Here is a 24,136-nt window from a genome sequence, read left to right on the forward strand (position 1 = left end):
GACAATGTTTATGCTTTTAAATTTTGATCTCAGTAATTACCTACTTAATCTTATTGTTTTTTTACTCGTTATCATTTCAATTAAAATCATTTTAGCTAAAGATTTATTGGAAGCAATAATATATACCTCGGCATTTAGCTTATTAATTGGTGTATCTTATTTACTTATGGATGCACCAGATGTTGCGATGACTGAAGCAGCCCTTGGAGCGTGCCTATCAACCTGCGTATATTTAAATTTATTACGAAAATTACCCTCTAATTTAAAAATAATCCAAAGGACTAGAATCATTCCGGCAAGCTTAATATGTTTATTGTTTGTAGCAACTCTTATTTATATGGGGCTTGAATTACCAGATTATGGAGATGAACAAGCCTTGCTCCACACACATCTAACTAAATATTATGTAGAAAATACCAGTAAGGATATTGGAGTACCATCTTTTGTAGCAGCCATTTTAGCTAGCTATAGAGGATATGATACCTTAGGCGAAACTAGCGTAATTTTAATTGCTGGAATTTCTGTGCTGCTAGTATTTTCAAGAAAAAATGATGTAGAACACAGTATGCAATACAATATCCCCTGGTCAGGTCATGGGATGACAAAAATAACAAAAAACATCTCTATTTTTATAGTACCTTATATAATTCTATATAGCTTATATATTCAGCTTAATGGGGAAGCATCACCTGGAGGCGGATTTCAAGCGGGTGTTATATTTGCCTCCTCTCTTATTGCTTATGATCTAGTATATGGTAGCCAAAAATTACATCGATATTTTTCAGTAAATACGCTAATAATTATTGCTGCTTTAGGTGTTATGATATACGGATTTACCGGTGTGATATCGCTATTTTTTAATGATAATTACTTAAACTATTATTCTCTAACAAATTTTGTTAACGATAGTCTAACTGCTCAACATATAGGAATATTTGCTGTAGAGATAGGCATAGGCTTAACAGTTGCCGCTATTATGTATTCAATTTACAACTCATTTAACAATTGTGAATAGCTTGTTTTTACTAATTAAACGTGAATTTATAGTGCAGAATCGTATCAATAATATGATTAAATATCTAATTATATTTTTTCTATTTTGTATTATTAGCACTACTTTAATCAACAGCCATGAAGATATCAAGAAATTCGGCTTAATCTTTTCGGTAATTTGTTTATTAATTTCATTGATTGGTTTTTCTTCTATTATATTTAAGTCTGACTTAGAAGATGGAAGCTTAGAATTAATGTTATCTATAGTTAATTCAACTAAAATAGTACTAGCCAAATTTTTTGCGATATTTATAAGTAGTACGATAGGGATAATTTTAACGTTACCTATTATTTATATTTTTTTCAGCCAAACCTTACTAGAAATAACATTTTTCTTTATTAGCGTCTGGCTTGTATTAATTTTATCAAGTAGCTTAGTAGTGTTATCGGGTAGTATGCAAAGCTATTTTAAGGTTAATGCTAATTTTATCGGCATATTTATTATGCCTTTACTAATTCCCAGTATTATAATGACGGGGTTAGTGCTACAAGATAGTAATTTACAATTAATTTTCATTATGATAGGTATTAATTTAGTAATTTTACCTATTTCATTTGTCTTAAGTTCATATTTAATCAGAAATATTTACAGCATAACATGATTATTTTCTTTATTTTTACTAGCATAATAGTATAAGATAAGATAATAAATTTTTTTTGAGAAAATAATATGTGGCAGGCTCTACGAAGGTTAATTGCGGCTAATCCTATGGGTGTTTTCTTATGGGGTATTATTAGCAAATGGTATATAATGATAGCCGTTGCATCATTAATTGTATTGTTTTATGTAGTAAAAGGGCTTGAGAAAATCGGCTTTATAGACTATTTTGACAGAACAACAGTTGAGATATTAGATACTAGTAAAGCTATTGCTCAAAATTGTACTGTAAAACTTGGTCCTAATTGGGATAATTTAGTTAACTTTTGGAATTGTTTAGGTGATCCAGGAAAATATGAAGTTAAAGAAGGTACAGGAGAGCAAAAATTACAGCAAGGTGTAGAAAGGCTTATTAACAAGCCTGAAGATGGTGGCGAGGGTGATGGCACTTGTTCCCGAACCGCGTGCCCCAATAGTAAATCCTTATGATAATGGTAATAATACGAATACAAACTAAATATGTCAGATACTGAAGATACTAATAACGATAACAAAGTAGAGTTTGAGGATCGCTCTAAAACCTCACGTCGTGATTTCATGGTCTTAACGGCTAGTAGCGTTGCAGCAGTTGGAGCTGCATGTACGCTTTGGCCTCTTATTGATTCTTTAAACCCTTCAGCCGATGTTCTTGCCTTATCATCAATTGAAGTTGATTTATCAAATATCGCTGTAGGTCAAACAGTTACAGTTAAATGGCAAGGAAAACCGGTATTCATTACTAACCGCACTCCAGATAAAATTGCTGAAGCACGGGCTGTAAAAATGTCAGAGCTTATTGATCCTGAAGAAGATCAAGATCGTGTAAAAGCTGGGCATGATAATTGGTTAGTAACAATTGGTATCTGTACACATTTAGGTTGCGTACCACTTGCAAATCAAGGTGATTATGACGGATGGTTCTGCCCGTGCCATGGTTCACAATATGATTCATCAGGTAGAGTAAGAAGAGGTCCTGCACCTTTAAATTTAGCAGTACCGCCCTACACTTTTATTAGCGACAAAAAAATTAGAATCGGGTAATTACCTATGAGCGACAACATTACCCCAAAAACTGGAAAGACTAATGCTATTATAGAGTGGATAGATTACCGTCTTCCAGTCTTCTCTTTTCTAAAGCATTTTAGCCATTATCAAACCCCAAAAAACCTTAGTTATTTGTGGAATCTAGGCTCTATTGCCGGCATTGCGTTAGTAATTCAGATAATTACCGGTATTATACTTGCAATGCATTATACGCCGCATGTTGATCATGCTTTTGATAGCGTTGAGAAAATCATGCGTAACGTTAATTATGGCTGGTTACTGCGTTATACTCATGCTGTTGGTGCCTCAATGTTTTTTGCAGCCGTATATTTACATATAGCAAGAGGACTATATTATGGCTCGTACAAAGCACCGAGGGAATTACTGTGGCATATCGGTATAATCATTTTCCTAACCATGATGGCTACTGCTTTTATGGGCTATGTGCTACCTTGGGGGCAAATGAGCTATTGGGGTGCAACAGTTATTACTAATCTATTCTCAGCTATTCCATTAATCGGTAAATCGATTGTGACATGGTTGTGGGGTGGTTTTTCGGTGGATAACCCAACGTTAAACAGATTCTTTTCACTGCATTATTTATTGCCTTTTGTTATCGTTGCTCTTGTAATGCTACATCTAGTAGCATTGCATCAACATGGTTCAAATAATCCGAAAGGTATTGATGTTAAAAGCTCTAAAGATACGATTTCTTTCCATCCTTATTATACGATTAAGGATTTCGTTGGTTTTGGGGTTTATTTCATAATATTTGCCTATTTTATTTTTTATGAGCCGAATTATTTAGGTCATCCGGACAATTACATTCCTGCAAACCCGCTAGTTACACCTGCTCATATTGTTCCTGAATGGTATTTTCTGCCATTTTATGCGATATTGCGTGCTGTGCCGTCTAAGCTTGGCGGTGTACTACTAATGTTTGGCAGTATATTTGTGTTATTCTTATTACCTTGGCTAGATACTTCAAAGGTAAGAAGTGCCAACTATAGACCAATATATCGTATTGCTTTTTGGATATTTATAGCAGATTGCTTATTGCTCGGTTATCTAGGCGGGCAACCTGCAGAAGAGCCGTATATTACCATTAGCCGTTTTGCTGCTTGTTATTACTTCTTCCATTTTCTAGTAGCTTTGCCATTGATAGGTAAATATGAGAAACCACTACCACTACCGGAGGAGTTGTAGAACCGTTATTGAAATATAAAAGTCATTGCGAGCCACTGAAAGTGGCGTGGCAATCTCAGGAAGTATAGGTCATGACGTTTTTGTATTATACAAATTTATGAAACAACCAGCTGTATATATAACTACTAATAAAAAAAATGGTATAATTTATACCGGTGTAACCTCTAATCTTATAAAAAGAATATACCAACATAAAAACGAAAACATTAAAGGTTTTAGTAAAAAATATAATTGTAAAATATTAGTATTTTATGAGCTTCATCAAACCTGAAGTTTTGACAAAAAATTTTTAATGATGCTCCTCGCAGCAGAGCTACGAGGTATCTAAAAAAGTTTTAGTTGTTTCTTATGATATCACGAAGCAGAGCTTCGGGGAATTAAACCCTGAGAGATTAAAAAAAGTGGCGAGTGTATCAATCTATAATTTGTATTATATATCAAATAATTTACTTTAAATTGTAGAAATATCGCTTTTAAGCTGATAAAAGCACTAAATATTTAACTTTAAATATAAATTTTTACTTTAGTCAGAAAAATTAGAATTTTTGTCAAAACTTCAGAACTATGGATTCGGCAATAAATAAAGAAAAACAAATTAAGGCTGATTCAAGAAATAAAAAGATTAAATTAATCTCTCAGGGTTTAATTCCCCGAAGCTCTGCTTCGTGATATACTACTTGAATGGAAGAAAGCAGTTATATACATAAGAGTCATAATGTCACAGTACTAATATATCATTTAGTAACGCCGGCAAAGTATAGAAGAGTAATATTCAATCAAGAACTAGATGATTATTTGTGTAAAATTTGTGAGCACATAGAAGATCGTTATGAAATTAGATTTTTAGAAATAGGAGTAGATAAAGATCACGTACATTTTTTATTACAGTCAATACCAATGTATAGCCCAACAAAAATAACTCAAATCATAAAAAGTATTACTTCTAAGAAAATGTTTGAGAAATATCCAAATCTTAAAGAAAAATTATGGGGAAGTGAGTTTTGGAGTAAAGGATATTTTATGAGCACAGTAGGTAAACATGGTGATGAGCAGAAATTACGTAATTATGTACAGAATCAAGGTTCAGGCAAACCTTCTTATAAAGCATTTCAACAAAAACAGTTAAAGCTTTTTGGATAGATACCTCGTAGCTCTGCTGCGAGGAGCATCATTAGAACAAATAAATACAAACTGGGATGATTTATATAATGAAATTATTCTATAAATAAAAATATTGTTGCAATAAAAGATAAAATCTTGATACAACAATCTCATAAAACAATAATAAACTCCTGAGATTGCTTCGTCAAAATTTTCAATTTTTCCTCGCAATGACGGTCAAAAAAATTATATGAAAACTAAACTACTTACTTCTATCATCATAATATTAACCTCTGCTTTAAGCTTAGCCAATGAGGAAGCGTTACATCCCAAAAAAATGAAATGGCATTTTGAAGGATTGCGTGGCAGTGTTGATCGTGAAGCCGCACAAAGAGGTTTTCAGGTCTATAAAGAAGTATGTAGCGTTTGCCACAGCTTAAGCAATCTATATTATCGTAATCTTAAGGATATTGGCTTTTCTGAAGAAGAGATCAAAGAAATTGCTAAAAATTATACAGTAAAGGATGGTCCGAATGATGATGGTGAGATGTTTGATCGCCCTGCTCTTCCATCTGATCATTTTGTATCGCCTTATCCAAATGAGCAGGCAGCAAGAGCGGCTAATAATGGTGCTCATCCGCCTGATTTATCATTGATAATAAAAGCCCGCCATGATGGAGCGAATTATGTATATTCACTACTTACCGGTTATGCTGAACCGCCTACAGGATTCAAGCTAATGAATGGTGCTCACTATAATCCGTATTTCCCAGGCGGTCAGATAGCAATGCCCCCTCCTCTAATAGATGGGCAGGTGACTTATATGGACGGCACTAATGCAAGTGTTGAGCAAATGAGCCACGATGTTGCAGTATTTCTACAATGGGCAGCCGAGCCGGAAATGGAACATCGTAAATCTATGGGGCTTAAAGTTATGATGTTTTTAGTAGCGTTTACTATATTCTTCTATATTGCCAAAAACCGCATCTGGTCTAATTTAAAATAAAGAAATCATCATTGCGAAGAGGCATTGCCTGCGTGGATCATTTTCCCCTGTCATCCCGTGATTTATTCTATAGTACCGGACAGTTTTAAAAAAATGTTATATTTTATTCAGGTGTAGGTAGTCTATCCGCCAAAAACACTTCAAATCCTGATCATTTGTAATGGGATAGAGTTTTGACAACAAATTGCTAAGATTTTCAATAAAAATTAATAAGTTATGTTAATTTTTACTGATACATTTCTGTGTTGGTCTAATTTTGATATGGAGCTATTGTTAACGATTTTTTATCGTTCATCTAGTTTTTGCATGATGATATTTTTGATTTATGTGGAGTTAGACACGATTTGTAAATGATTTGCAATGCATCGTAAATTCAAACCAATAGCAGAGATTATTGGATTGATAATATCTCCTATCATACCTTTCAAGAAGTTTCTACCCATCCGACCATATTGCTTTAAGTGACCTATTATTGGTTCTATGGCACTGCGTCTCTTGATCATAGACTTGTCCTCTTGTAACAACTTCTTCCGCGTTTTTGGGGTATATACCTTACTCTTCTCCTTTACATTGCTACCACTATACCCAAGATCAACAAATGATTTCTTTATCTTGATTCCAGTGACACTCTCTACTGCTTCAAAGCTCTGATGCAATGTATGACCATCATAAGGATTATTATGAAACGATTTTGCGGATAAAACAAAATTTCTACGACCACTTACTACTACCGCTACTTTATTGCCAAACTCATATGGCTTGTTGCGTTTTCCCTTTCCTATACACTCTACTTCAGGGGCATGAAAACTATATAATACTTTGTTATCTTCTTTATATTGCTTTTTAGCTTCTCTTTTTAAAACAGATTGGTTATGTATTTGTTTTATTTTTTGCAATACTTCTTGATTTTTGAGAGACAAGTTTAATTGCTTATTTTTGATCTCACGCTCACATACTCTAATCAAACGACCCAGTAATATTTTTAAATGCTTCATTATTTTCCAACGCTTCTTGGCTTTACTATGTTCTTTATATTTCCATAGCTTTACTATATCGCGTTTATAGGTTCTAGCGTATGTTTCATTCAAATGTATACCCAAACTGTTGCAAAGCTTTACTATGCTAAGCCTAGCTTTATCCATTAAATAAACATCGTGTGGGTGTTTGATATTCTTAATTTGTACAGTCGTATCAGCGATGATTAATTCCAAATCTTTTTTTTTAATTGTGTTAGTTTTTATCCCAACCCTGATCAACTCCGATAATATCTCATTATATCCAGCTTCACCTAATACACTACGAAACCGTCGTATACTAGTTTCCGAGATAGCTATGTCTTTTTCTATATATTCCCACCCGCAGAAATACTGCCAATACATATTCTCTTTTAGCTCTTCCTCTGATAATGAATCTGAAAAATTATACATTGCTTGTAGCATCGTTATGCCAAGCATCACTCTATGACATTTTCTATTTCTACCAAATTTCTTAATACAAACATTTTTTGATAACCACTCTTCGAGCCTAGACCAATTTATTAATTCTCTTAATTTATATAGCTTATTATTTGGGTTTAATTCTTCTTTTAATTTATAACCAAACAGTTTCCCTTGTTCTTGCGATTTGATAATGTTGTCTATTGGCATTGACTGAAATCCATAAGGTTTATGACCATATTTTATCATTTTCTTACGGATTGTTGTATTACTTCTTGTCTTAAAACCATATTATCTATAAGGCTTGTAGAGTTTTGGCGGACGGACTATATAGTCTATCCGCCAAAAACACTTCAAATCCTGATCATTTGTAATGGGATAGAGTTTTGACAACAAATTGCTAAGATTTTCAATAAAAATTAATAAGTTATGTTAATTTTTACTGATACATTTCTGTGTTGGTCTAATTTTGATATGGAGCTATTGTTAACGATTTTTTATCGTTCATCTAGTTTTTGCATGATGATATTTTTGATTTATGTGGAGTTAGACACGATTTGTAAATGATTTGCAATGCATCGTAAATTCAAACCAATAGCAGAGATTATTGGATTGATAATATCTCCTATCATACCTTTCAAGAAGTTTCTACCCATCCGACCATATTGCTTTAAGTGACCTATTATTGGTTCTATGGCACTGCGTCTCTTGATCATAGACTTGTCCTCTTGTAACAACTTCTTCCGCGTTTTTGGGGTATATACCTTACTCTTCTCCTTTACATTGCTACCACTATACCCAAGATCAACAAATGATTTCTTTATCTTGATTCCAGTGACACTCTCTACTGCTTCAAAGCTCTGATGCAATGTATGACCATCATAAGGATTATTATGAAACGATTTTGCGGATAAAACAAAATTTCTACGACCACTTACTACTACCGCTACTTTATTGCCAAACTCATATGGCTTGTTGCGTTTTCCCTTTCCTATACACTCTACTTCAGGGGCATGAAAACTATATAATACTTTGTTATCTTCTTTATATTGCTTTTTAGCTTCTCTTTTTAAAACAGATTGGTTATGTATTTGTTTTATTTTTTGCAATACTTCTTGATTTTTGAGAGACAAGTTTAATTGCTTATTTTTGATCTCACGCTCACATACTCTAATCAAACGACCCAGTAATATTTTTAAATGCTTCATTATTTTCCAACGCTTCTTGGCTTTACTATGTTCTTTATATTTCCATAGCTTTACTATATCGCGTTTATAGGTTCTAGCGTATGTTTCATTCAAATGTATACCCAAGTATACCCAAACTGTTGCAAAGCTTTACTATGCTAAGCCTAGCTTTATCCATTAAATAAACATCGTGTGGGTGTTTGATATTCTTAATTTGTACAGTCGTATCAGCGATGATTAATTCCAAATCTTTTTTTTTAATTGTGTTAGTTTTTATCCCAACCCTGATCAACTCCGATAATATCTCATTATATCCAGCTTCACCTAATACACTACGAAACCGTCGTATACTAGTTTCCGAGATAGCTATGTCTTTTTCTATATATTCCCACCCGCAGAAATACTGCCAATACATATTCTCTTTTAGCTCTTCCTCTGATAATGAATCTGAAAAATTATACATTGCTTGTAGCATCGTTATGCCAAGCATCACTCTATGACATTTTCTATTTCTACCAAATTTCTTAATACAAACATTTTTTGATAACCACTCTTCGAGCCTAGACCAATTTATTAATTCTCTTAATTTATATAGCTTATTATTTGGGTTTAATTCTTATTTTAATTTATAACCAAACAGTTTCCCTTGTTCTTGCGATTTGATAATGTTGTCTATTGGCATTGACTGAAATCCATAAGGTTTATGACCATATTTTATCATTTTCTTACGGATTGTTGTATTACTTCTTGTCTTAAAACCATATTATCTATAAGGCTTGTAGAGTTTTGGCGGACGGACTAGGTAACCTTATATGTCATTCCCGCGTAGGCGGGAATCCAGCATAAAGCGAGATATAGCAAAAATGATGCTCCTCGCAGCAGAGCTACGAGGTATCTATCCAAAAAGCTTTAACTGTTTTTGTTGAAATGCTTTATAAGAAGGTTTGCCTGAACCTTGATTCTGTACATAATTACGTAATTTCTGCTCATCACCATGTTTACCTACTGTGCTCATAAAATATCCTTTACTCCAAAACTCACTTCCCCATAATTTTTCTTTAAACCTGAATTCTGGATTAATCTAGGTTTGGAAGTAAGTATTTACAAGGGATAGAAGATACTCTATATAATTTTTAGCAAAAAAACAAGAGTATCCCCATGAAGAAAGATATTACTGCATTATTTTGTTTTGTCGATGATTTTTGTAAAATTAGCGAGCAGTGGATTAATAAATCATTTCTACCATTAATTAATAAAAACCCTACAAGAAAGCCTGAAATAAGCTATTCTGAGCTGTTAACAATAGTGCTTTTATACCATCAATCACCTTGTAAAAACTTTAAATATTTTTATATGTCCTATCTACAATTATATAAATCAGACTTTGTAACTCTTCCATCATATACTCGTTTTATAGCTCTAAAACCAAGAGTTCTGAGTTATTTAGTTTTATTACTTGAATGGTATATGCAGGCAGCTCAATCTACGGGAGTTTCTTATATTGACGCCACATCTTTAGAGGTTTGTCATCGAAAAAGAATCTCTCGTAATAAAGTCTTTGCCGGTATTGCTGCTTTGGGTAAAACAACAAAAAGTTGGTTTTTTGGTCTAAAATTACATTTGGTTATTAACGAAAAAGGTGAGATTCAAGGTCTAAAACTAACGCCTGGTAATGTAGATGATAGAGCGCCGGTTTCGATAATCACCAAACATATCACGGGATTATTGTTTGGCGATAAGGGTTATATAAAACAGGAGCTCTTTGATGATCTATACAGCAAAGGAATCAAGTTAGTAACTGGCATAAAGAAGAAAATGAAGAATAAACTTATGCCATTATTTGAAAAAATATTATTACGCAAACGCTCAATTATCGAAACAGTATTTAGTGTGCTGAAGGGTGCTTTCGAGATCGAACATACAAGACATAGATCAATTTGGAATGCCTTTGTACATATCTTATCCGCCCTAATTGCATACTGTATGAAACCTCACAAACCTGCTATATCTCAAAATTAGCTAATCCAGAATTCAGGTTTTAAGATTTGGATATTTCTCAAACATTTTCTTAGAAGTAATACTTTTTATGATTTGAGTTATTTTTGTTGGGCTATACATTGGTATTGACTGTAATAAAAAATGTACGTGATCTTTATCTACTCCTATTTCTAAAAATCTAATTTCATAACGATCTTCTATGTGCTCACAAATTTTACACAAATAATCATCTAGTGCTTGATTGAATATTACTCTTCTATACTTTGCCGGCGTTCTAAATGATATATTAGTACTGTGACATTATGACTCTTATGTATATAACTGCTTTCTTCCATTCAAGTAGTATATCACGAAGCAGAGCTTCGGGGAATTAAACCCTGAGAGATTAAAAAAAGTGGCGAGTGTATCAATCTATAATTTGTATTATATATCAAATAATTTACTTTAAATTGTAGAAATATCGCTTTTAAGCTGATAAAAGCACTAAATATTTAACTTTAAATATAAATTTTTACTTTAGTCAGAAAAATTAGAATTTTTGTCAAAACTTCAGTTAACAATATAGCAAAAATAGCTTATATTGTAGGATGTTATTTTTGTGAAAGACTTCTATGCTATTCCTACGTAGACTTTGTTGCGTGGATCATTTTCCTCTGTCATCCCGTGATTTATTCACGGGATCCAGTTAAAAATACTAATAACATTAGTATTTTTTATTATTTTCTGGATCTAGTTCGACTACCTTAGGATACTTTTCGATCCACACGGGAATGACAAAAAAGTGCTAGGATTGATACATTACATAACAAACTATAATTTTAAAAATTAATACATAATATGACTTTTATAGAAGAATTTACAAATAAAGGATATTTCCACCAATGTACCGACTTAGAGCGGTTAACTAGTATAACAAAAGAAAGTAAGATCGCTGCTTATATTGGCTTTGACTGCACTGCAACATCGCTACATATCGGTAGTTTAATGCAGATAATGATATTACGACTACTTCAAAAGCATGGGCATAAGCCAATAGTGATTATCGGCGGTGGTACGAGTAAAATCGGTGATCCTACTTGGAAAGATGAAGCTAGAAAAATTTTAAGCAAAGAAGATATTGCCAAAAATGCTGAAGGTATCAAAAAATCTTTGTCAAAATTTATTAAATTTGGCGATGGTGAAAGCGATGCTATCATGCTAGATAATGCAGAGTGGTTAGATTCACTTTATTATTTAGATTTCCTACGAGATTTCAGCAGCCATTTTTCTGTCAACCGCATGCTAACTATGGATTCAGTAAAGTTAAGACTAGAGCGGGAGCAACATTTAAGCTTTTTGGAGTTTAACTATATGTTGCTGCAAGCCTATGATTTTTACTATTTAAGCAAGCATTATAATTGCAGCCTGCAACTTGGCGGTAGTGATCAGTGGGGTAATATAGTAATGGGAGCTGATTTAACTCGCAAAATAAGTAGCAAAGAAGTGTTTGGCATGACAACGCCGTTACTTACAACCGCTTCAGGGGCTAAGATGGGTAAGACGGCTGCAGGTGCTGTATGGCTTAACGAAGCTCTGCTAAGCCCATATGATTATTACCAATATTGGCGTAATTGCGAAGATGCTGACATAGTTAGATTTGCTAAATTATATAGCGAGCTAACAAATGAAGAGCTTGTAGTGTTTGAAAATTTAGCAGCTGAAGATATTAATGCCGCTAAAAAGCAACTCGCTTATGAATTGACTAAACTTTGTCATGGAGAGCAAGAAGCCAAGACCGCTTTAGAGATTTCAGTAAAAATATTTGAACAAGGACAAATTGACGAAAATTTAACTACCATAGTTCTAGAGCCGGAAATGTTACAAGCAGGCATTACTGCGTTTGAGCTATTTCATGAAGCTGGGCTTGCTACCTCAAAATCTGGCGCCCGCAAACTTATAAGAGGAAAAGGAGCTAAAGTAAATGATCAGCTTATAGAAGATGAGAATATGGTAATTAATACTACTTTCTTACTTGATAATAAGGTTATTAAACTCTCTGCCGGTAAAAAAAGACATATATTAGTTAAGGTTTAGAAAAAGGTCATTCTCGCATAGATTGAGAGTCGTCATTGCGAGGAAATTACGGAGTAATTGACGAAGCAATCTCAGGATGTTTAATGAGATTGCCACGCTCCTTACAGTCGCGTAGCTCATGCAGAAATGATATATGGATCTAGTTCCCAAACAACTAGATAGCACCTTACACAACTATACTTTCATGTCCGGCTCTGGATATATCAGTGTGTAAATTCTAAAATAGGCAATGATGCTCCTCGCAGCAGAGCTACGAGGTATCTAAAAAAGTTTTAGTTGTTTCTTATGATATCACGAAGCAGAGCTTCGGGGAATTAAACCCTGAGAGATTAAAAATTGATTATATCTGGCTTAATTAATTATAGAACTTTCCCATAATTACGTAATTTCTGCTCATCACCATGTTTACCTACTGTGCTCATACAATATCCTTTACTCCAAAACTCACTTCCCCATAATTTTTCTTTAAGATTTGGATATTTCTCAAACATTTTCTTAGAAGTAATACTTTTTATGATTTGAGTTATTTTTGTTGGGCTATACATTGGTATTGACTGTAATAAAAAATGTACGTGATCTTTATCTACTCCTATTTCTAAAAATCTAATTTCATAACGATCTTCTATGTGCTCACAAATTTTACACAAATAATCATCTAGTTCTTGATTGAATATTAGCGTTACTAAATGATATATTAGTACTGTGACATTATGACTCTTATGTATATAACTGCTTTCTTCCATTCAAGTAGTATATCACGAAGCAGAGCTTCGGGGAATTAAACCCTGAGAACGCTAATTTAGGATAAGGGATAGATAGAAAGCTTATAGATAAAGGGTTTAAAGGAGATTAATGTTGAGTTATGATAGATTTTTTTAATCTCTCAGGGTTTAATTCCCCGAAGCTCTGCTTCGTGATATCATAAGAAACAACTAAAACTTTTTTAGATACCTCGTAGCTCTGCTGCGAGGAGCATCATTTAAATATAGATATATCATGGCTCATTTAACGATAGATGAAAGATTTAAAATATACGAAATGAATAAGAGTGGTTATAGCTCGCGATATATAGGGACAAAGATTGGCCGTGATAAAAGCACTATATGTTATGAACTCAAGAGAATGAGGCATAATTATAGACCAGATAGGGCTAACACACTTGCTTGCAGTTTAAGGCAAGGTAAGAGAAAAAGAAAATTAGATATTGATAATAATTTACGAGCAGAAATAATAAAGCAGTTAACACAGGGTATTTCACCAGATATAATTTCAGGTAGACGTAAACTATCACGAGATACTGTCAATATTTCTACAGAGAGTATATACCAGTTTATTTATACATCTCCTATAGCACAAAGGCAAAAATTATATTTATCTTTAGCAAGAAAAAGGAAAAATAGGTTGCATCATGGTACAAGAATCAGAAACAAAAGAATTACAATACCAAATCGAGTTTCCATTACTGAAAGACCAGAGATAAATAGAAAGATAGCAGCAATAGGTCATTTAGAAGGTGATTTAACTTTTAACAAAGGTAATCAAAGTCGTAATATAGGCGCTCTTGTGGATATCAGAACACAAAAAGTGTTTCTCACTTTAAACCGTTCAAAAAGAACACAAGATGTGATTGGTAACATGAATAAAAAACTTAAACAATTGTCGCATATAATCAAAAGCATAACGTTAGATAATGGCAAAGAATTTACCAATCATGAACAACTATTGCCAAAATCTGAACGAAAAGTATAGAGTCTTTTGCAATGATTGTGTAAATTTTTGTTGAGCCTATATTAGAAGTAATTAAAAATATAGGTAACAGAAATGCAAATAGAGAAGAATAAAAAAATAAATGAAGCAATAGATTTGCTGATAGAAGGTGGAGTAGATTTAAAAACAGTACTAAGTCAGAATGGATTAATTAAGGAATTAACCAAGGGTATTTTAGAGCGAGCACTGCATGCTGAGATGTCAGAACATTTAGGTTATAGCAAGTATGATAGAGCTGAAACTGAGAATGCGAGGAATGGTAGTTTTAGTAAGAATCTGATTAGTGAGAATGGTACTATAGAGCTAAATGTTCCAAGAGACAGACAAGGTAAATTTGAACCTATAATAGTCTCAAAGAAACAAACAAGAATAGATGGCTTAGACCAAAAGATAATATCCTTATATGCGAAGGGTATGAGTGTGTCTGATATTAAAACACAATTGCAAGAATTATATGGAGCTGAGATCAGTGAGAGCCTAATCAGCAGGATTACAGATGAAGTAATAGATGAGGTCAAGATTTGGCAGAGTAGACCTCTTGAATCAGTATACCCTATAGTATATTTTGACTGTTTAGTAGTGAAAGTAAGACAAGATAAACTTATTATTAATAAATCAGTATATGTAGCTTTAGGAATAGATTTATCTGGCAGAAAGGATATTTTAGGCTTATGGATAAGTGAGAATGAAGGAGCTAAATTTTGGCTTGGTAATTTTACTGAAATGAAGAATCGAGGAGTAAAAGATATCTTAATTGCTTGTAGTGATAATCTAACTGGTATGTCTGATGCTATTGCATCAGTATATCCGAAAACTGAACATCAAATTTGTATTGTCCATCAGATCAGGAATAGCCTCAAATATGTATCATATAAAGATAGAAAGCAATTAGCAGCGGATTTGAAACTAATCTATACTTCTGCTACTGAAAAAGAAGCAGAATTAGCTCTTGAGTCATTTGATCAAAAATGGAGTAAGCAATATCCGCATATAGCTAAATCTTGGTATAATAATTGGGATAATTTGATAATTTTCTTGCAATATCCAAAGGAGATTCGTAAGATTATTTACACTACAAATGCGATAGAATCGCTGAATAGCCAATTGAGAAAAGTTACTAAGAATAAACGCATCTTTCCAAATGATGACGCAGTATTTAGTCCGTCCGCCAAAACTCTACAAGCCTTATAGATAATATGGTTTTAAGACAAGAAGTAATACAACAATCCGTAAGAAAATGATAAAATATGGTCATAAACCTTATGGATTTCAGTCAATGCCAATAGACAACATTATCAAATCGCAAGAACAAGGGAAACTGTTTGGTTATAAATTAAAAGAAGAATTAAACCCAAATAATAAGCTATATAAATTAAGAGAATTAATAAATTGGTCTAGGCTCGAAGAGTGGTTATCAAAAAATGTTTGTATTAAGAAATTTGGTAGAAATAGAAAATGTCATAGAGTGATGCTTGGCATAACGATGCTACAAGCAATGTATAATTTTTCAGATTCATTATCAGAGGAAGAGCTAAAAGAGAATATGTATTGGCAGTATTTCTGCGGGTGGGAATATATAGAAAAAGACATAGCTATCTCGGAAACTAGTATACGACGGTTTCGTAGTGTATTAGGTGAAGCTGGATATAATGAGATATTATCGGAGTTGATCAGGGTTGGGATAAAAACTAACACAATTAAAAAAAAAGATTTGGAATTGGAAAGTTCTATAATTAATTAAGCCAGATATAATCAATTTTTAATCTCTCAGGGTTTAATTCCCCGAAGCTCTGCTTCGTGATATCATAAGAAACAACTAAAACTTTTTTAGATACCTCGTAGCTCTGCTGCGAGGAGCATCATTAATAAGTTTATCTTGTCCGTCCGCCAAAACTCTACAAGCCTTATAGATAATATGGTTTTAAGACAAGAAGTAATACAACAATCCGTAAGAAAATGATAAAATATGGTCATAAACCTTATGGATTTCAGTCAATGCCAATAGACAACATTATCAAATCGCAAGAACAAGGGAAACTGTTTGGTTATAAATTAAAAGAAGAATTAAACCCAAATAATAAGCTATATAAATTAAGAGAATTAATAAATTGGTCTAGGCTCGAAGAGTGGTTATCAAAAAATGTTTGTATTAAGAAATTTGGTAGAAATAGAAAATGTCATAGAGTGATGCTTGGCATAACGATGCTACAAGCAATGTATAATTTTTCAGATTCATTATCAGAGGAAGAGCTAAAAGAGAATATGTATTGGCAGTATTTCTGCGGGTGGGAATATATAGAAAAAGACATAGCTATCTCGGAAACTAGTATACGACGGTTTCGTAGTGTATTAGGTGAAGCTGGATATAATGAGATATTATCGGAGTTGATCAGGGTTGGGATAAAAACTAACACAATTAAAAAAAAAGATTTGGAATTAATCATCGCTGATACGACTGTACAAATTAAGAATATCAAACACCCACACGATGTTTATTTAATGGATAAAGCTAGGCTTAGCATAGTAAAGCTTTGCAACAGTTTGGGTATACATTTGAATGAAACATACGCTAGAACCTATAAACGCGATATAGTAAAGCTATGGAAATATAAAGAACATAGTAAAGCCAAGAAGCGTTGGAAAATAATGAAGCATTTAAAAATATTACTGGGTCGTTTGATTAGAGTATGTGAGCGTGAGATCAAAAATAAGCAATTAAACTTGTCTCTCAAAAATCAAGAAGTATTGCAAAAAATAAAACAAATACATAACCAATCTGTTTTAAAAAGAGAAGCTAAAAAGCAATATAAAGAAGATAACAAAGTATTATATAGTTTTCATGCCCCTGAAGTAGAGTGTATAGGAAAGGGAAAACGCAACAAGCCATATGAGTTTGGCAATAAAGTAGCGGTAGTAGTAAGTGGTCGTAGAAATTTTGTTTTATCCGTAAAATCGTTTCATAATAATCCTTATGATGGTCATACATTGCATCAGAGCTTTGAAGCAGTAGAGAGTGTCACTGGAATCAAGATAAAGAAATCATTTGTTGATCTTGGGTATAGTGGTAGCAATGTAAAGGAGAAGAGTAAGGTATATACCCCAAAAACGCGGAAGAAGTTGTTACAAGAGGACAAGTCTATGATCAAGAGACGCAGTGCCATAGAACCAATAATAGGTCACTTAAAGCAATATGGTCGGATGGGTAGAAACTTCTTGAAAGGTATGATAGGAGATATTATCAATCCAATAATCTCTGCTATTGGTTTGAATTTACGATGCATTGCAAATCATTTACAAATCGTGTCTAACTCCACATAAATCAAAAATATCATCATGCAAAAACTAGATGGTCTATCCGCCAAAAACACTTCAAATCCTGATCATTTGTAATGGGATAGAGTTTTGACAACAAATTGCTAAGATTTTCAATAAAAATTAATAAGTTATGTTAATTTTTACTGATACATTTCTGTGTTGGTCTAATTTTGATATGGAGCTATTGTTAACGATTTTTTATCGTTCATCTAGTCCCTCCGCCAAAACTCTAAAAAATATCACTTGTGTCACTAATTTCCAAAAATAGTGCGATTTTAGAGCAAATTACTCTAATTTTGAGGGCTGATTTTAAATTTTTGTATTAAAAACCACACTATTTCCCAAAATGCATTCATTTTTTTATTGTCATTTTTTTGTATTTCCATAAGCTTTTGATATAAAACCTTTCATTTTCTTATGGATTTTACTATGCATTTTTGCCTTAAAACCCTATTGCCTATAAGGCTTTTAGAGTTTTGGCGGACGGACCATCTAGTTTTTGCATGATGATATTTTTGATTTATGTGGAGTTAGACACGATTTGTAAATGATTTGCAATGCATCGTAAATTCAAACCAATAGCAGAGATTATTGGATTGATAATATCTCCTATCATACCTTTCAAGAAGTTTCTAGTCCCTCCGCCAAAACTCTAAAAAATATCACTTGTGTCACTAATTTCCAAAAATAGTGCGATTTTAGAGCAAATTACTCTAATTTTGAGGGCTGATTTTAAATTTTTGTATTAAAAACCACACTATTTCCCAAAATGCATTCATTTTTTTATTGTCATTTTTTTGTATTTCCATAAGCTTTTGATATAAAACCTTTCATTTTCTTATGGATTTTACTATGCATTTTTGCCTTAAAACCCTATTGCCTATAAGGCTTTTAGAGTTTTGGCGGACGGACTTTCTACCCATCCGACCATATTGCTTTAAGTGACCTATTATTGGTTCTATGGCACTGCGTCTCTTGATCATAGACTTGTCCTCTTGTAACAACTTCTTCCGCGTTTTTGGGGTATATACCTTACTCTTCTCCTTTACATTGCTACCACTATACCCAAGATCAACAAATGATTTCTTTATCTTGATTCCAGTGACACTCTCTACTGCTTCAAAGCTCTGATGCAATGTATGACCATCATAAGGATTATTATGAAACGATTTTGCGGATAAAACAAAATTTCTACGACCACTTACTACTACCGCTACTTTATTGCCAAACTCATATGGCTTGTTGCGTTTTCCCTTTCCTATACACTCTACTTCAGGGGCATGAAAACTATATAATACTTTGTTATCTTCTTTATATTGCTTTTTAGCTTCTCTTTTTAAAACAGATTGGTTATGTATTTGTTTTATTTTTTGCAATACTTCTTGATTTTTGAGAGACAAGTTTAATTGCTTATTTTTGATCTCACGCTCACATACTCTAATCAAACGACCCAGTAATATTTTTAAATGCTTCATTATTTTCCAACGCTTCTTGGCTTTACTATGTTCTTTATATTTCCATAGCTTTACTATATCGCGTTTATAGGTTCTAGCGTATGTTTCATTCAAATGTATACCCAAACTGTTGCAAAGCTTTACTATGCTAAGCCTAGCTTTATCCATTAAATAAACATCGTGTGGGTGTTTGATATTCTTAATTTGTACAGTCGTATCAGCGATGATTAATTCCAAATCTTTTTTTTTAATTGTGTTAGTTTTTATCCCAACCCTGATCAACTCCGATAATATCTCATTATATCCAGCTTCACCTAATACACTACGAAACCGTCGTATACTAGTTTCCGAGATAGCTATGTCTTTTTCTATATATTCCCACCCGCAGAAATACTGCCAATACATATTCTCTTTTAGCTCTTCCTCTGATAATGAATCTGAAAAATTATACATTGCTTGTAGCATCGTTATGCCAAGCATCACTCTATGACATTTTCTATTTCTACCAAATTTCTTAATACAAACATTTTTTGATAACCACTCTTCGAGCCTAGACCAATTTATTAATTCTCTTAATTTATATAGCTTATTATTTGGGTTTAATTCTTCTTTTAATTTATAACCAAACAGTTTCCCTTGTTCTTGCGATTTGATAATGTTGTCTATTGGCATTGACTGAAATCCATAAGGTTTATGACCATATTTTATCATTTTCTTACGGATTGTTGTATTACTTCTTGTCTTAAAACCATATTATCTATAAGGCTTGTAGAGTTTTGGCGGACGGACTAGATGAACGATAAAAAATCGTTAACAATAGCTCCATATCAAAATTAGACCAACACAGAAATGTATCAGTAAAAATTAACATAACTTATTAAGTCCCTCCGCCAAAACTCTAAAAAATATCACTTGTGTCACTAATTTCCAAAAATAGTGCGATTTTAGAGCAAATTACTCTAATTTTGAGGGCTGATTTTAAATTTTTGTATTAAAAACCACACTATTTCCCAAAATGCATTCATTTTTTTATTGTCATTTTTTTGTATTTCCATAAGCTTTTGATATAAAACCTTTCATTTTCTTATGGATTTTACTATGCATTTTTGCCTTAAAACCCTATTGCCTATAAGGCTTTTAGAGTTTTGGCGGACGGACTATTAATTTTTATTGAAAATCTTAGCAATTTGTTGTCAAAACTCTATCCCATTACAAATGATCAGGATTTGAAGTGGCTCTGTCTCATCAATTGTGTAAATTTCGTGAACCATTAAATTCTACCATCAAATTTGATCATAAAATGAGCCATAGCTTCATTCCAATTGGGGATAGGCATAGACCATTTTTTGGTAATATAATCAATTGTCAGATATAAAACTTTAAATACTGCGTCATCATTTGGAAAGATGCGTTTATTCTTAGTAACTTTTCTCAATTGGCTATTCAGCGATTCTATCGCATTTGTAGTGTAAATAATCTTACGAATCTCCTTTGGATATTGCAAGAAAATTATCAAATTATCCCAATTATTATACCAAGATTTAGCTATATGCGGATATTGCTTACTCCATTTTTGATCAAATGACTCAAGAGCTAATTCTGCTTCTTTTTCAGTAGCAGAAGTATAGATTAGTTTCAAATCCGCTGCTAATTGCTTTCTATCTTTATATGATACATATTTGAGGCTATTCCTGATCTGATGGACAATACAAATTTGATGTTCAGTTTTCGGATATACTGATGCAATAGCATCAGACATACCAGTTAGATTATCACTACAAGCAATTAAGATATCTTTTACTCCTCGATTCTTCATTTCAGTAAAATTACCAAGCCAAAATTTAGCTCCTTCATTCTCACTTATCCATAAGCCTAAAATATCCTTTCTGCCAGATAAATCTATTCCTAAAGCTACATATACTGATTTATTAATAATAAGTTTATCTTGTCTTACTTTCACTACTAAACAGTCAAAATATACTATAGGGTATACTGATTCAAGAGGTCTACTCTGCCAAATCTTGACCTCATCTATTACTTCATCTGTAATCCTGCTGATTAGGCTCTCACTGATCTCAGCTCCATATAATTCTTGCAATTGTGTTTTAATATCAGACACACTCATACCCTTCGCATATAAGGATATTATCTTTTGGTCTAAGCCATCTATTCTTGTTTGTTTCTTTGAGACTATTATAGGTTCAAATTTACCTTGTCTGTCTCTTGGAACATTTAGCTCTATAGTACCATTCTCACTAATCAGATTCTTACTAAAACTACCATTCCTCGCATTCTCAGTTTCAGCTCTATCATACTTGCTATAACCTAAATGTTCTGACATCTCAGCATGCAGTGCTCGCTCTAAAATACCCTTGGTTAATTCCTTAATTAATCCATTCTGACTTAGTACTGTTTTTAAATCTACTCCGCCTTCTATCAGCAAATCTATTGCTTCATTTATTTTTTTATTCTTCTCTATTTGCATTTCTGTTACCTATATTTTTAATTACTTCTAATATAGGCTCAACAAAAATTTACACAATCATTGCAAAAGACTCTTTAATATTCGTCATGGGATAGTGGACTGGAATCAAGATAAAGAAATCATTTGTTGATCTTGGGTATAGTGGTAGCAATGTAAAGGAGAAGAGTAAGGTATATACCCCAAAAACGCGGAAGAAGTTGTTACAAGAGGACAAGTCTATGATCAAGAGACGCAGTGCCATAGAACCAATAATAGGTCACTTAAAGCAATATGGTCGGATGGGTAGAAACTTCTTGAAAGGTATGATAGGAGATATTATCAATCCAATAATCTCTGCTATTGGTTTGAATTTACGATGCATTGCAAATCATTTACAAATCGTGTCTAACTCCACATAAATCAAAAATATCATCATGCAAAAACTAGATGAACGATAAAAAATCGTTAACAATAGCTCCATATCAAAATTAGACCAACACAGAAATGTATCAGTAAAAATTAACATAACTTATTAATTTTTATTGAAAATCTTAGCAATTTGTTGTCAAAACTCTATCCCATTACAAATGATCAGGATTTGAAGTGTTTTTGGCGGATAGACTATCTTGTCTTACTTTCACTACTAAACAGTCAAAATATACTATAGGGTATACTGATTCAAGAGGTCTACTCTGCCAAATCTTGACCTCATCTATTACTTCATCTGTAATCCTGCTGATTAGGCTCTCACTGATCTCAGCTCCATATAATTCTTGCAATTGTGTTTTAATATCAGACACACTCATACCCTTCGCATATAAGGATATTATCTTTTGGTCTAAGCCATCTATTCTTGTTTGTTTCTTTGAGACTATTATAGGTTCAAATTTACCTTGTCTGTCTCTTGGAACATTTAGCTCTATAGTACCATTCTCACTAATCAGATTCTTACTAAAACTACCATTCCTCGCATTCTCAGTTTCAGCTCTATCATACTTGCTATAACCTAAATGTTCTGACATCTCAGCATGCAGTGCTCGCTCTAAAATACCCTTGGTTAATTCCTTAATTAATCCATTCTGACTTAGTACTGTTTTTAAATCTACTCCGCCTTCTATCAGCAAATCTATTGCTTCATTTATTTTTTTATTCTTCTCTATTTGCATTTCTGTTACCTATATTTTTAATTACTTCTAATATAGGCTCAACAAAAATTTACACAATCATTGCAAAAGACTCTTTAATATTCGTCATGGGATAGTGGACTGAAAAATCAAGACAAAAAAATGAGTAGTATGTTTTCCTAATTTTTCGATTATCAGGCAGCAATTTGCTGATAATTTTGCATATAATTCAGATATACATTCATAGGCTTTTTATAACCAATACTTGAATGAAATCTGTGATAATTATATTTATTCAGATAATGATCAATCCCCTCTTTTAACTCTTTAACATTGTTAAAATCATTAATAAAGATACAATTATATTTTAAAGTTCTAAAAAACCTTTCTATTACTATATTATCAATACTTCTACCTTTGCCATTCATTGAAATTTGGATATCATGCTCCTTGAGAATATTTATGTGGTCATAACTGGTATATTGGCTACCTTGATCACTATTAAATATCTGTGGAGCGTTATACTTACTGAGAGCTTGTTTCAAGACATCAGTTACAAGAGATGCATCCATAGAATTTGACAGTTTATAGCTCAATATGGCCTTGCTATGCCAATCTATAATAGCTGCCATATACATAAAGCCACCATTAGTTCTAATGTAAGTAATGTCACCACTCCAAACCTCATTCACATTAGGCACATACACTTGCTTTGTTGAGCCAGATTTAGTCCAATATTGATCAAGTAAGTAGCTATAGATCTTATGCTCACTATCGTTTCGAGAAGTAGATTTTTTCTTATGTGGGTAAATAGCTTCTATACCCATCATCCTCATATATTTCAGTACTCGATCTTTACCGACAATAAAACCATCTTCTAGTAACTGTTGATGAATATAGCGATAACCAAATTCAGGATTATCTGTATATATTTCATCTATTCTATTTAAAATACTTAATTTATTTATACTCATCTCCTTGGATTTATAGTAGGCTGTAGATCGACTAATCTTTAATAGTTCACACTGTCTTGATTTTGAGAGTTGATTTAGCTTGGAGTGTACAAGACTCTTTTTATTTGATAAATCCAAGCTTTTGAGCTTTCCCACGGCCCAGTCCCTCTCAACTGTGATTCTACCAAGAGCTTTAGCAAGTTCATCATTTTGCTCTTGTAAATGATTTATTTGTTCTTGATATTCACTCAAAACTTTAGCTGGTTCAAAAGCTAATGCCGCATGGCTTTGTTGCATAAATAAGCTTTTGAATATACT

21 protein-coding genes and 4 pseudogenes are annotated in these 24,136 nt (G+C 32.8%); 15 read left to right on the top strand and 10 right to left on the bottom strand.

Going from position 1 to position 24,136, the window contains the following annotated elements; genetic code table 11:
• The first annotated feature begins 4 nt into the window (after window positions 1-4).
• The 8 genes from AAHI98_RS04030 (at window position 5) to AAHI98_RS04065 (ending at window position 6,047) form a co-directional block, all read left to right on the top strand.
• On the top strand, window positions 5-1,015 hold the full coding sequence (locus AAHI98_RS04030; protein ID WP_342225119.1) for a DUF4040 domain-containing protein: 1,011 nt from the start codon (window positions 5-7) through the stop codon (window positions 1,013-1,015).
• The gene (locus AAHI98_RS04035; protein WP_342225120.1) at window positions 1,008-1,655 is read left to right on the top strand and encodes a heme exporter protein CcmB; all 648 of its coding nucleotides are present in this window, start codon (window positions 1,008-1,010) and stop codon (window positions 1,653-1,655) included. The genes AAHI98_RS04030 and AAHI98_RS04035 overlap by 8 nt, the downstream gene beginning before the upstream one ends.
• Window positions 1,656-1,723: 68 nt before the next feature.
• The gene (locus AAHI98_RS04040) at window positions 1,724-2,140 is read left to right on the top strand and encodes a DUF2670 domain-containing protein (RefSeq protein WP_342225121.1); all 417 of its coding nucleotides are present in this window, start codon (window positions 1,724-1,726) and stop codon (window positions 2,138-2,140) included.
• 30 nt (window positions 2,141-2,170) lie between these two features.
• Window positions 2,171-2,731 (top strand): ubiquinol-cytochrome c reductase iron-sulfur subunit, encoded by a 561-nt coding sequence (petA, locus tag AAHI98_RS04045; protein WP_012152012.1) that lies wholly within the window; start codon window positions 2,171-2,173, stop codon window positions 2,729-2,731.
• 6 nt (window positions 2,732-2,737) lie between these two features.
• A complete protein-coding gene (locus AAHI98_RS04050; protein ID WP_342225122.1) occupies window positions 2,738-3,940 on the top strand; it encodes a cytochrome b in 1,203 nt (400 codons plus the stop codon).
• Window positions 3,941-4,037: 97 nt separating this feature from the next.
• Entirely contained in the window at window positions 4,038-4,211 is a 174-nt protein-coding gene (locus AAHI98_RS04055) for a GIY-YIG nuclease family protein (protein WP_342225365.1), read from the top strand.
• A gap of 410 nt (window positions 4,212-4,621) precedes the next feature.
• Window positions 4,622-5,080 (top strand): IS200/IS605 family transposase, encoded by a 459-nt coding sequence (tnpA, locus tag AAHI98_RS04060; protein ID WP_342224823.1) that lies wholly within the window; start codon window positions 4,622-4,624, stop codon window positions 5,078-5,080.
• Between the two features lie 211 nt (window positions 5,081-5,291).
• On the top strand, window positions 5,292-6,047 hold the full coding sequence (locus AAHI98_RS04065; protein ID WP_342225123.1) for a cytochrome c1: 756 nt from the start codon (window positions 5,292-5,294) through the stop codon (window positions 6,045-6,047).
• A 323-nt stretch (window positions 6,048-6,370) separates the two neighbouring features.
• Here AAHI98_RS04065 and AAHI98_RS04070 read toward each other — a convergent pair whose 3' ends face one another.
• From AAHI98_RS04070 to AAHI98_RS04085, 4 genes are all read right to left on the bottom strand, one after another.
• Window positions 6,371-7,732 (bottom strand): IS5 family transposase, encoded by a 1,362-nt coding sequence (locus tag AAHI98_RS04070; RefSeq protein ID WP_342224717.1) that lies wholly within the window; start codon window positions 7,730-7,732, stop codon window positions 6,371-6,373.
• A 287-nt stretch (window positions 7,733-8,019) separates the two neighbouring features.
• Window positions 8,020-8,796, bottom strand: coding sequence for a transposase (locus tag AAHI98_RS04075; RefSeq protein ID WP_342225124.1), 777 nt, complete (start codon window positions 8,794-8,796; stop codon window positions 8,020-8,022).
• Window positions 8,777-9,244, bottom strand: coding sequence for a transposase (locus AAHI98_RS04080; protein ID WP_342225366.1), 468 nt, complete (start codon window positions 9,242-9,244; stop codon window positions 8,777-8,779). The genes AAHI98_RS04075 and AAHI98_RS04080 overlap by 20 nt, the downstream gene beginning before the upstream one ends.
• A gap of 321 nt (window positions 9,245-9,565) precedes the next feature.
• Window positions 9,566-9,751, bottom strand: a complete 186-nt coding sequence (locus tag AAHI98_RS04085; RefSeq protein WP_342225367.1) for a transposase — start codon at window positions 9,749-9,751, stop codon at window positions 9,566-9,568.
• Between the two features lie 77 nt (window positions 9,752-9,828).
• Between AAHI98_RS04085 and AAHI98_RS04090 the strand changes: the two genes are divergently transcribed.
• Window positions 9,829-10,689 carry an IS982 family transposase gene (locus AAHI98_RS04090; protein WP_342225125.1) on the top strand — a complete coding sequence of 287 codons (861 nt, stop codon included), beginning with the start codon at window positions 9,829-9,831 and terminating at the stop codon, window positions 10,687-10,689.
• A gap of 36 nt (window positions 10,690-10,725) precedes the next feature.
• Here AAHI98_RS04090 and tnpA (AAHI98_RS04095) read toward each other — a convergent pair.
• Window positions 10,726-11,003: pseudogene (gene tnpA / locus AAHI98_RS04095) on the bottom strand (IS200/IS605 family transposase); the annotation flags it as partial.
• Between the two features lie 502 nt (window positions 11,004-11,505).
• Here tnpA (AAHI98_RS04095) and tyrS point away from each other — a divergent pair.
• Window positions 11,506-12,741 carry a tyrosine--tRNA ligase gene (tyrS, locus tag AAHI98_RS04100; RefSeq protein WP_342225126.1) on the top strand — a complete coding sequence of 412 codons (1,236 nt, stop codon included), beginning with the start codon at window positions 11,506-11,508 and terminating at the stop codon, window positions 12,739-12,741.
• A 359-nt stretch (window positions 12,742-13,100) separates the two neighbouring features.
• Here tyrS and tnpA (AAHI98_RS04105) read toward each other — a convergent pair whose 3' ends face one another.
• A complete protein-coding gene (tnpA, locus tag AAHI98_RS04105) occupies window positions 13,101-13,484 on the bottom strand; it encodes an IS200/IS605 family transposase (protein ID WP_342225127.1) in 384 nt (127 codons plus the stop codon).
• A 253-nt stretch (window positions 13,485-13,737) separates the two neighbouring features.
• On the opposite strand from tnpA (AAHI98_RS04105), the pseudogene AAHI98_RS04110 reads away from it, so the two are divergent.
• The 4 genes and pseudogenes from AAHI98_RS04110 to AAHI98_RS04125 form a co-directional block, all read left to right on the top strand.
• Window positions 13,738-14,487, top strand: a pseudogene (locus tag AAHI98_RS04110) (IS30 family transposase); the annotation flags it as partial.
• A 75-nt stretch (window positions 14,488-14,562) separates the two neighbouring features.
• A pseudogene (locus AAHI98_RS04115) lies at window positions 14,563-15,666 on the top strand (IS256 family transposase); the annotation flags it as partial.
• Window positions 15,667-15,745: 79 nt separating this feature from the next.
• Window positions 15,746-16,249, top strand: a complete 504-nt coding sequence (locus AAHI98_RS04120; protein WP_342224951.1) for a transposase — start codon at window positions 15,746-15,748, stop codon at window positions 16,247-16,249.
• 215 nt (window positions 16,250-16,464) lie between these two features.
• Window positions 16,465-17,826 carry an IS5 family transposase gene (locus AAHI98_RS04125; protein ID WP_342225128.1) on the top strand — a complete coding sequence of 454 codons (1,362 nt, stop codon included), beginning with the start codon at window positions 16,465-16,467 and terminating at the stop codon, window positions 17,824-17,826.
• Window positions 17,827-18,653: 827 nt separating this feature from the next.
• Here AAHI98_RS04125 and AAHI98_RS04130 read toward each other — a convergent pair.
• Both AAHI98_RS04130 and AAHI98_RS04135 read right to left on the bottom strand, forming a co-directional pair.
• On the bottom strand, window positions 18,654-19,988 hold the full coding sequence (locus AAHI98_RS04130) for an IS5 family transposase (protein WP_342225129.1): 1,335 nt from the start codon (window positions 19,986-19,988) through the stop codon (window positions 18,654-18,656).
• Between the two features lie 559 nt (window positions 19,989-20,547).
• Window positions 20,548-21,762 carry an IS256 family transposase gene (locus tag AAHI98_RS04135; RefSeq protein WP_342224662.1) on the bottom strand — a complete coding sequence of 405 codons (1,215 nt, stop codon included), beginning with the start codon at window positions 21,760-21,762 and terminating at the stop codon, window positions 20,548-20,550.
• 197 nt (window positions 21,763-21,959) lie between these two features.
• Here AAHI98_RS04135 and AAHI98_RS04140 point away from each other — a divergent pair, with 197 nt between their 5' ends.
• A complete protein-coding gene (locus tag AAHI98_RS04140) occupies window positions 21,960-22,160 on the top strand; it encodes a hypothetical protein (protein WP_342224789.1) in 201 nt (66 codons plus the stop codon).
• 198 nt (window positions 22,161-22,358) lie between these two features.
• Here the strand turns inward: AAHI98_RS04140 and AAHI98_RS04145 are convergent.
• Both AAHI98_RS04145 and AAHI98_RS04150 read right to left on the bottom strand, forming a co-directional pair.
• Window positions 22,359-22,907, bottom strand: a pseudogene (locus tag AAHI98_RS04145) (IS256 family transposase); the annotation flags it as partial.
• 152 nt (window positions 22,908-23,059) lie between these two features.
• Window positions 23,060-24,115 (bottom strand): IS3 family transposase, encoded by a 1,056-nt coding sequence (locus tag AAHI98_RS04150; RefSeq protein ID WP_410526199.1) that lies wholly within the window; start codon window positions 24,113-24,115, stop codon window positions 23,060-23,062.
• Window positions 24,116-24,136 lie beyond the last annotated feature (21 nt).

This window comes from Rickettsia endosymbiont of Urophora cardui (genome assembly GCF_964030725.1).
Classification (GTDB): domain Bacteria; phylum Pseudomonadota; class Alphaproteobacteria; order Rickettsiales; family Rickettsiaceae; genus Rickettsia.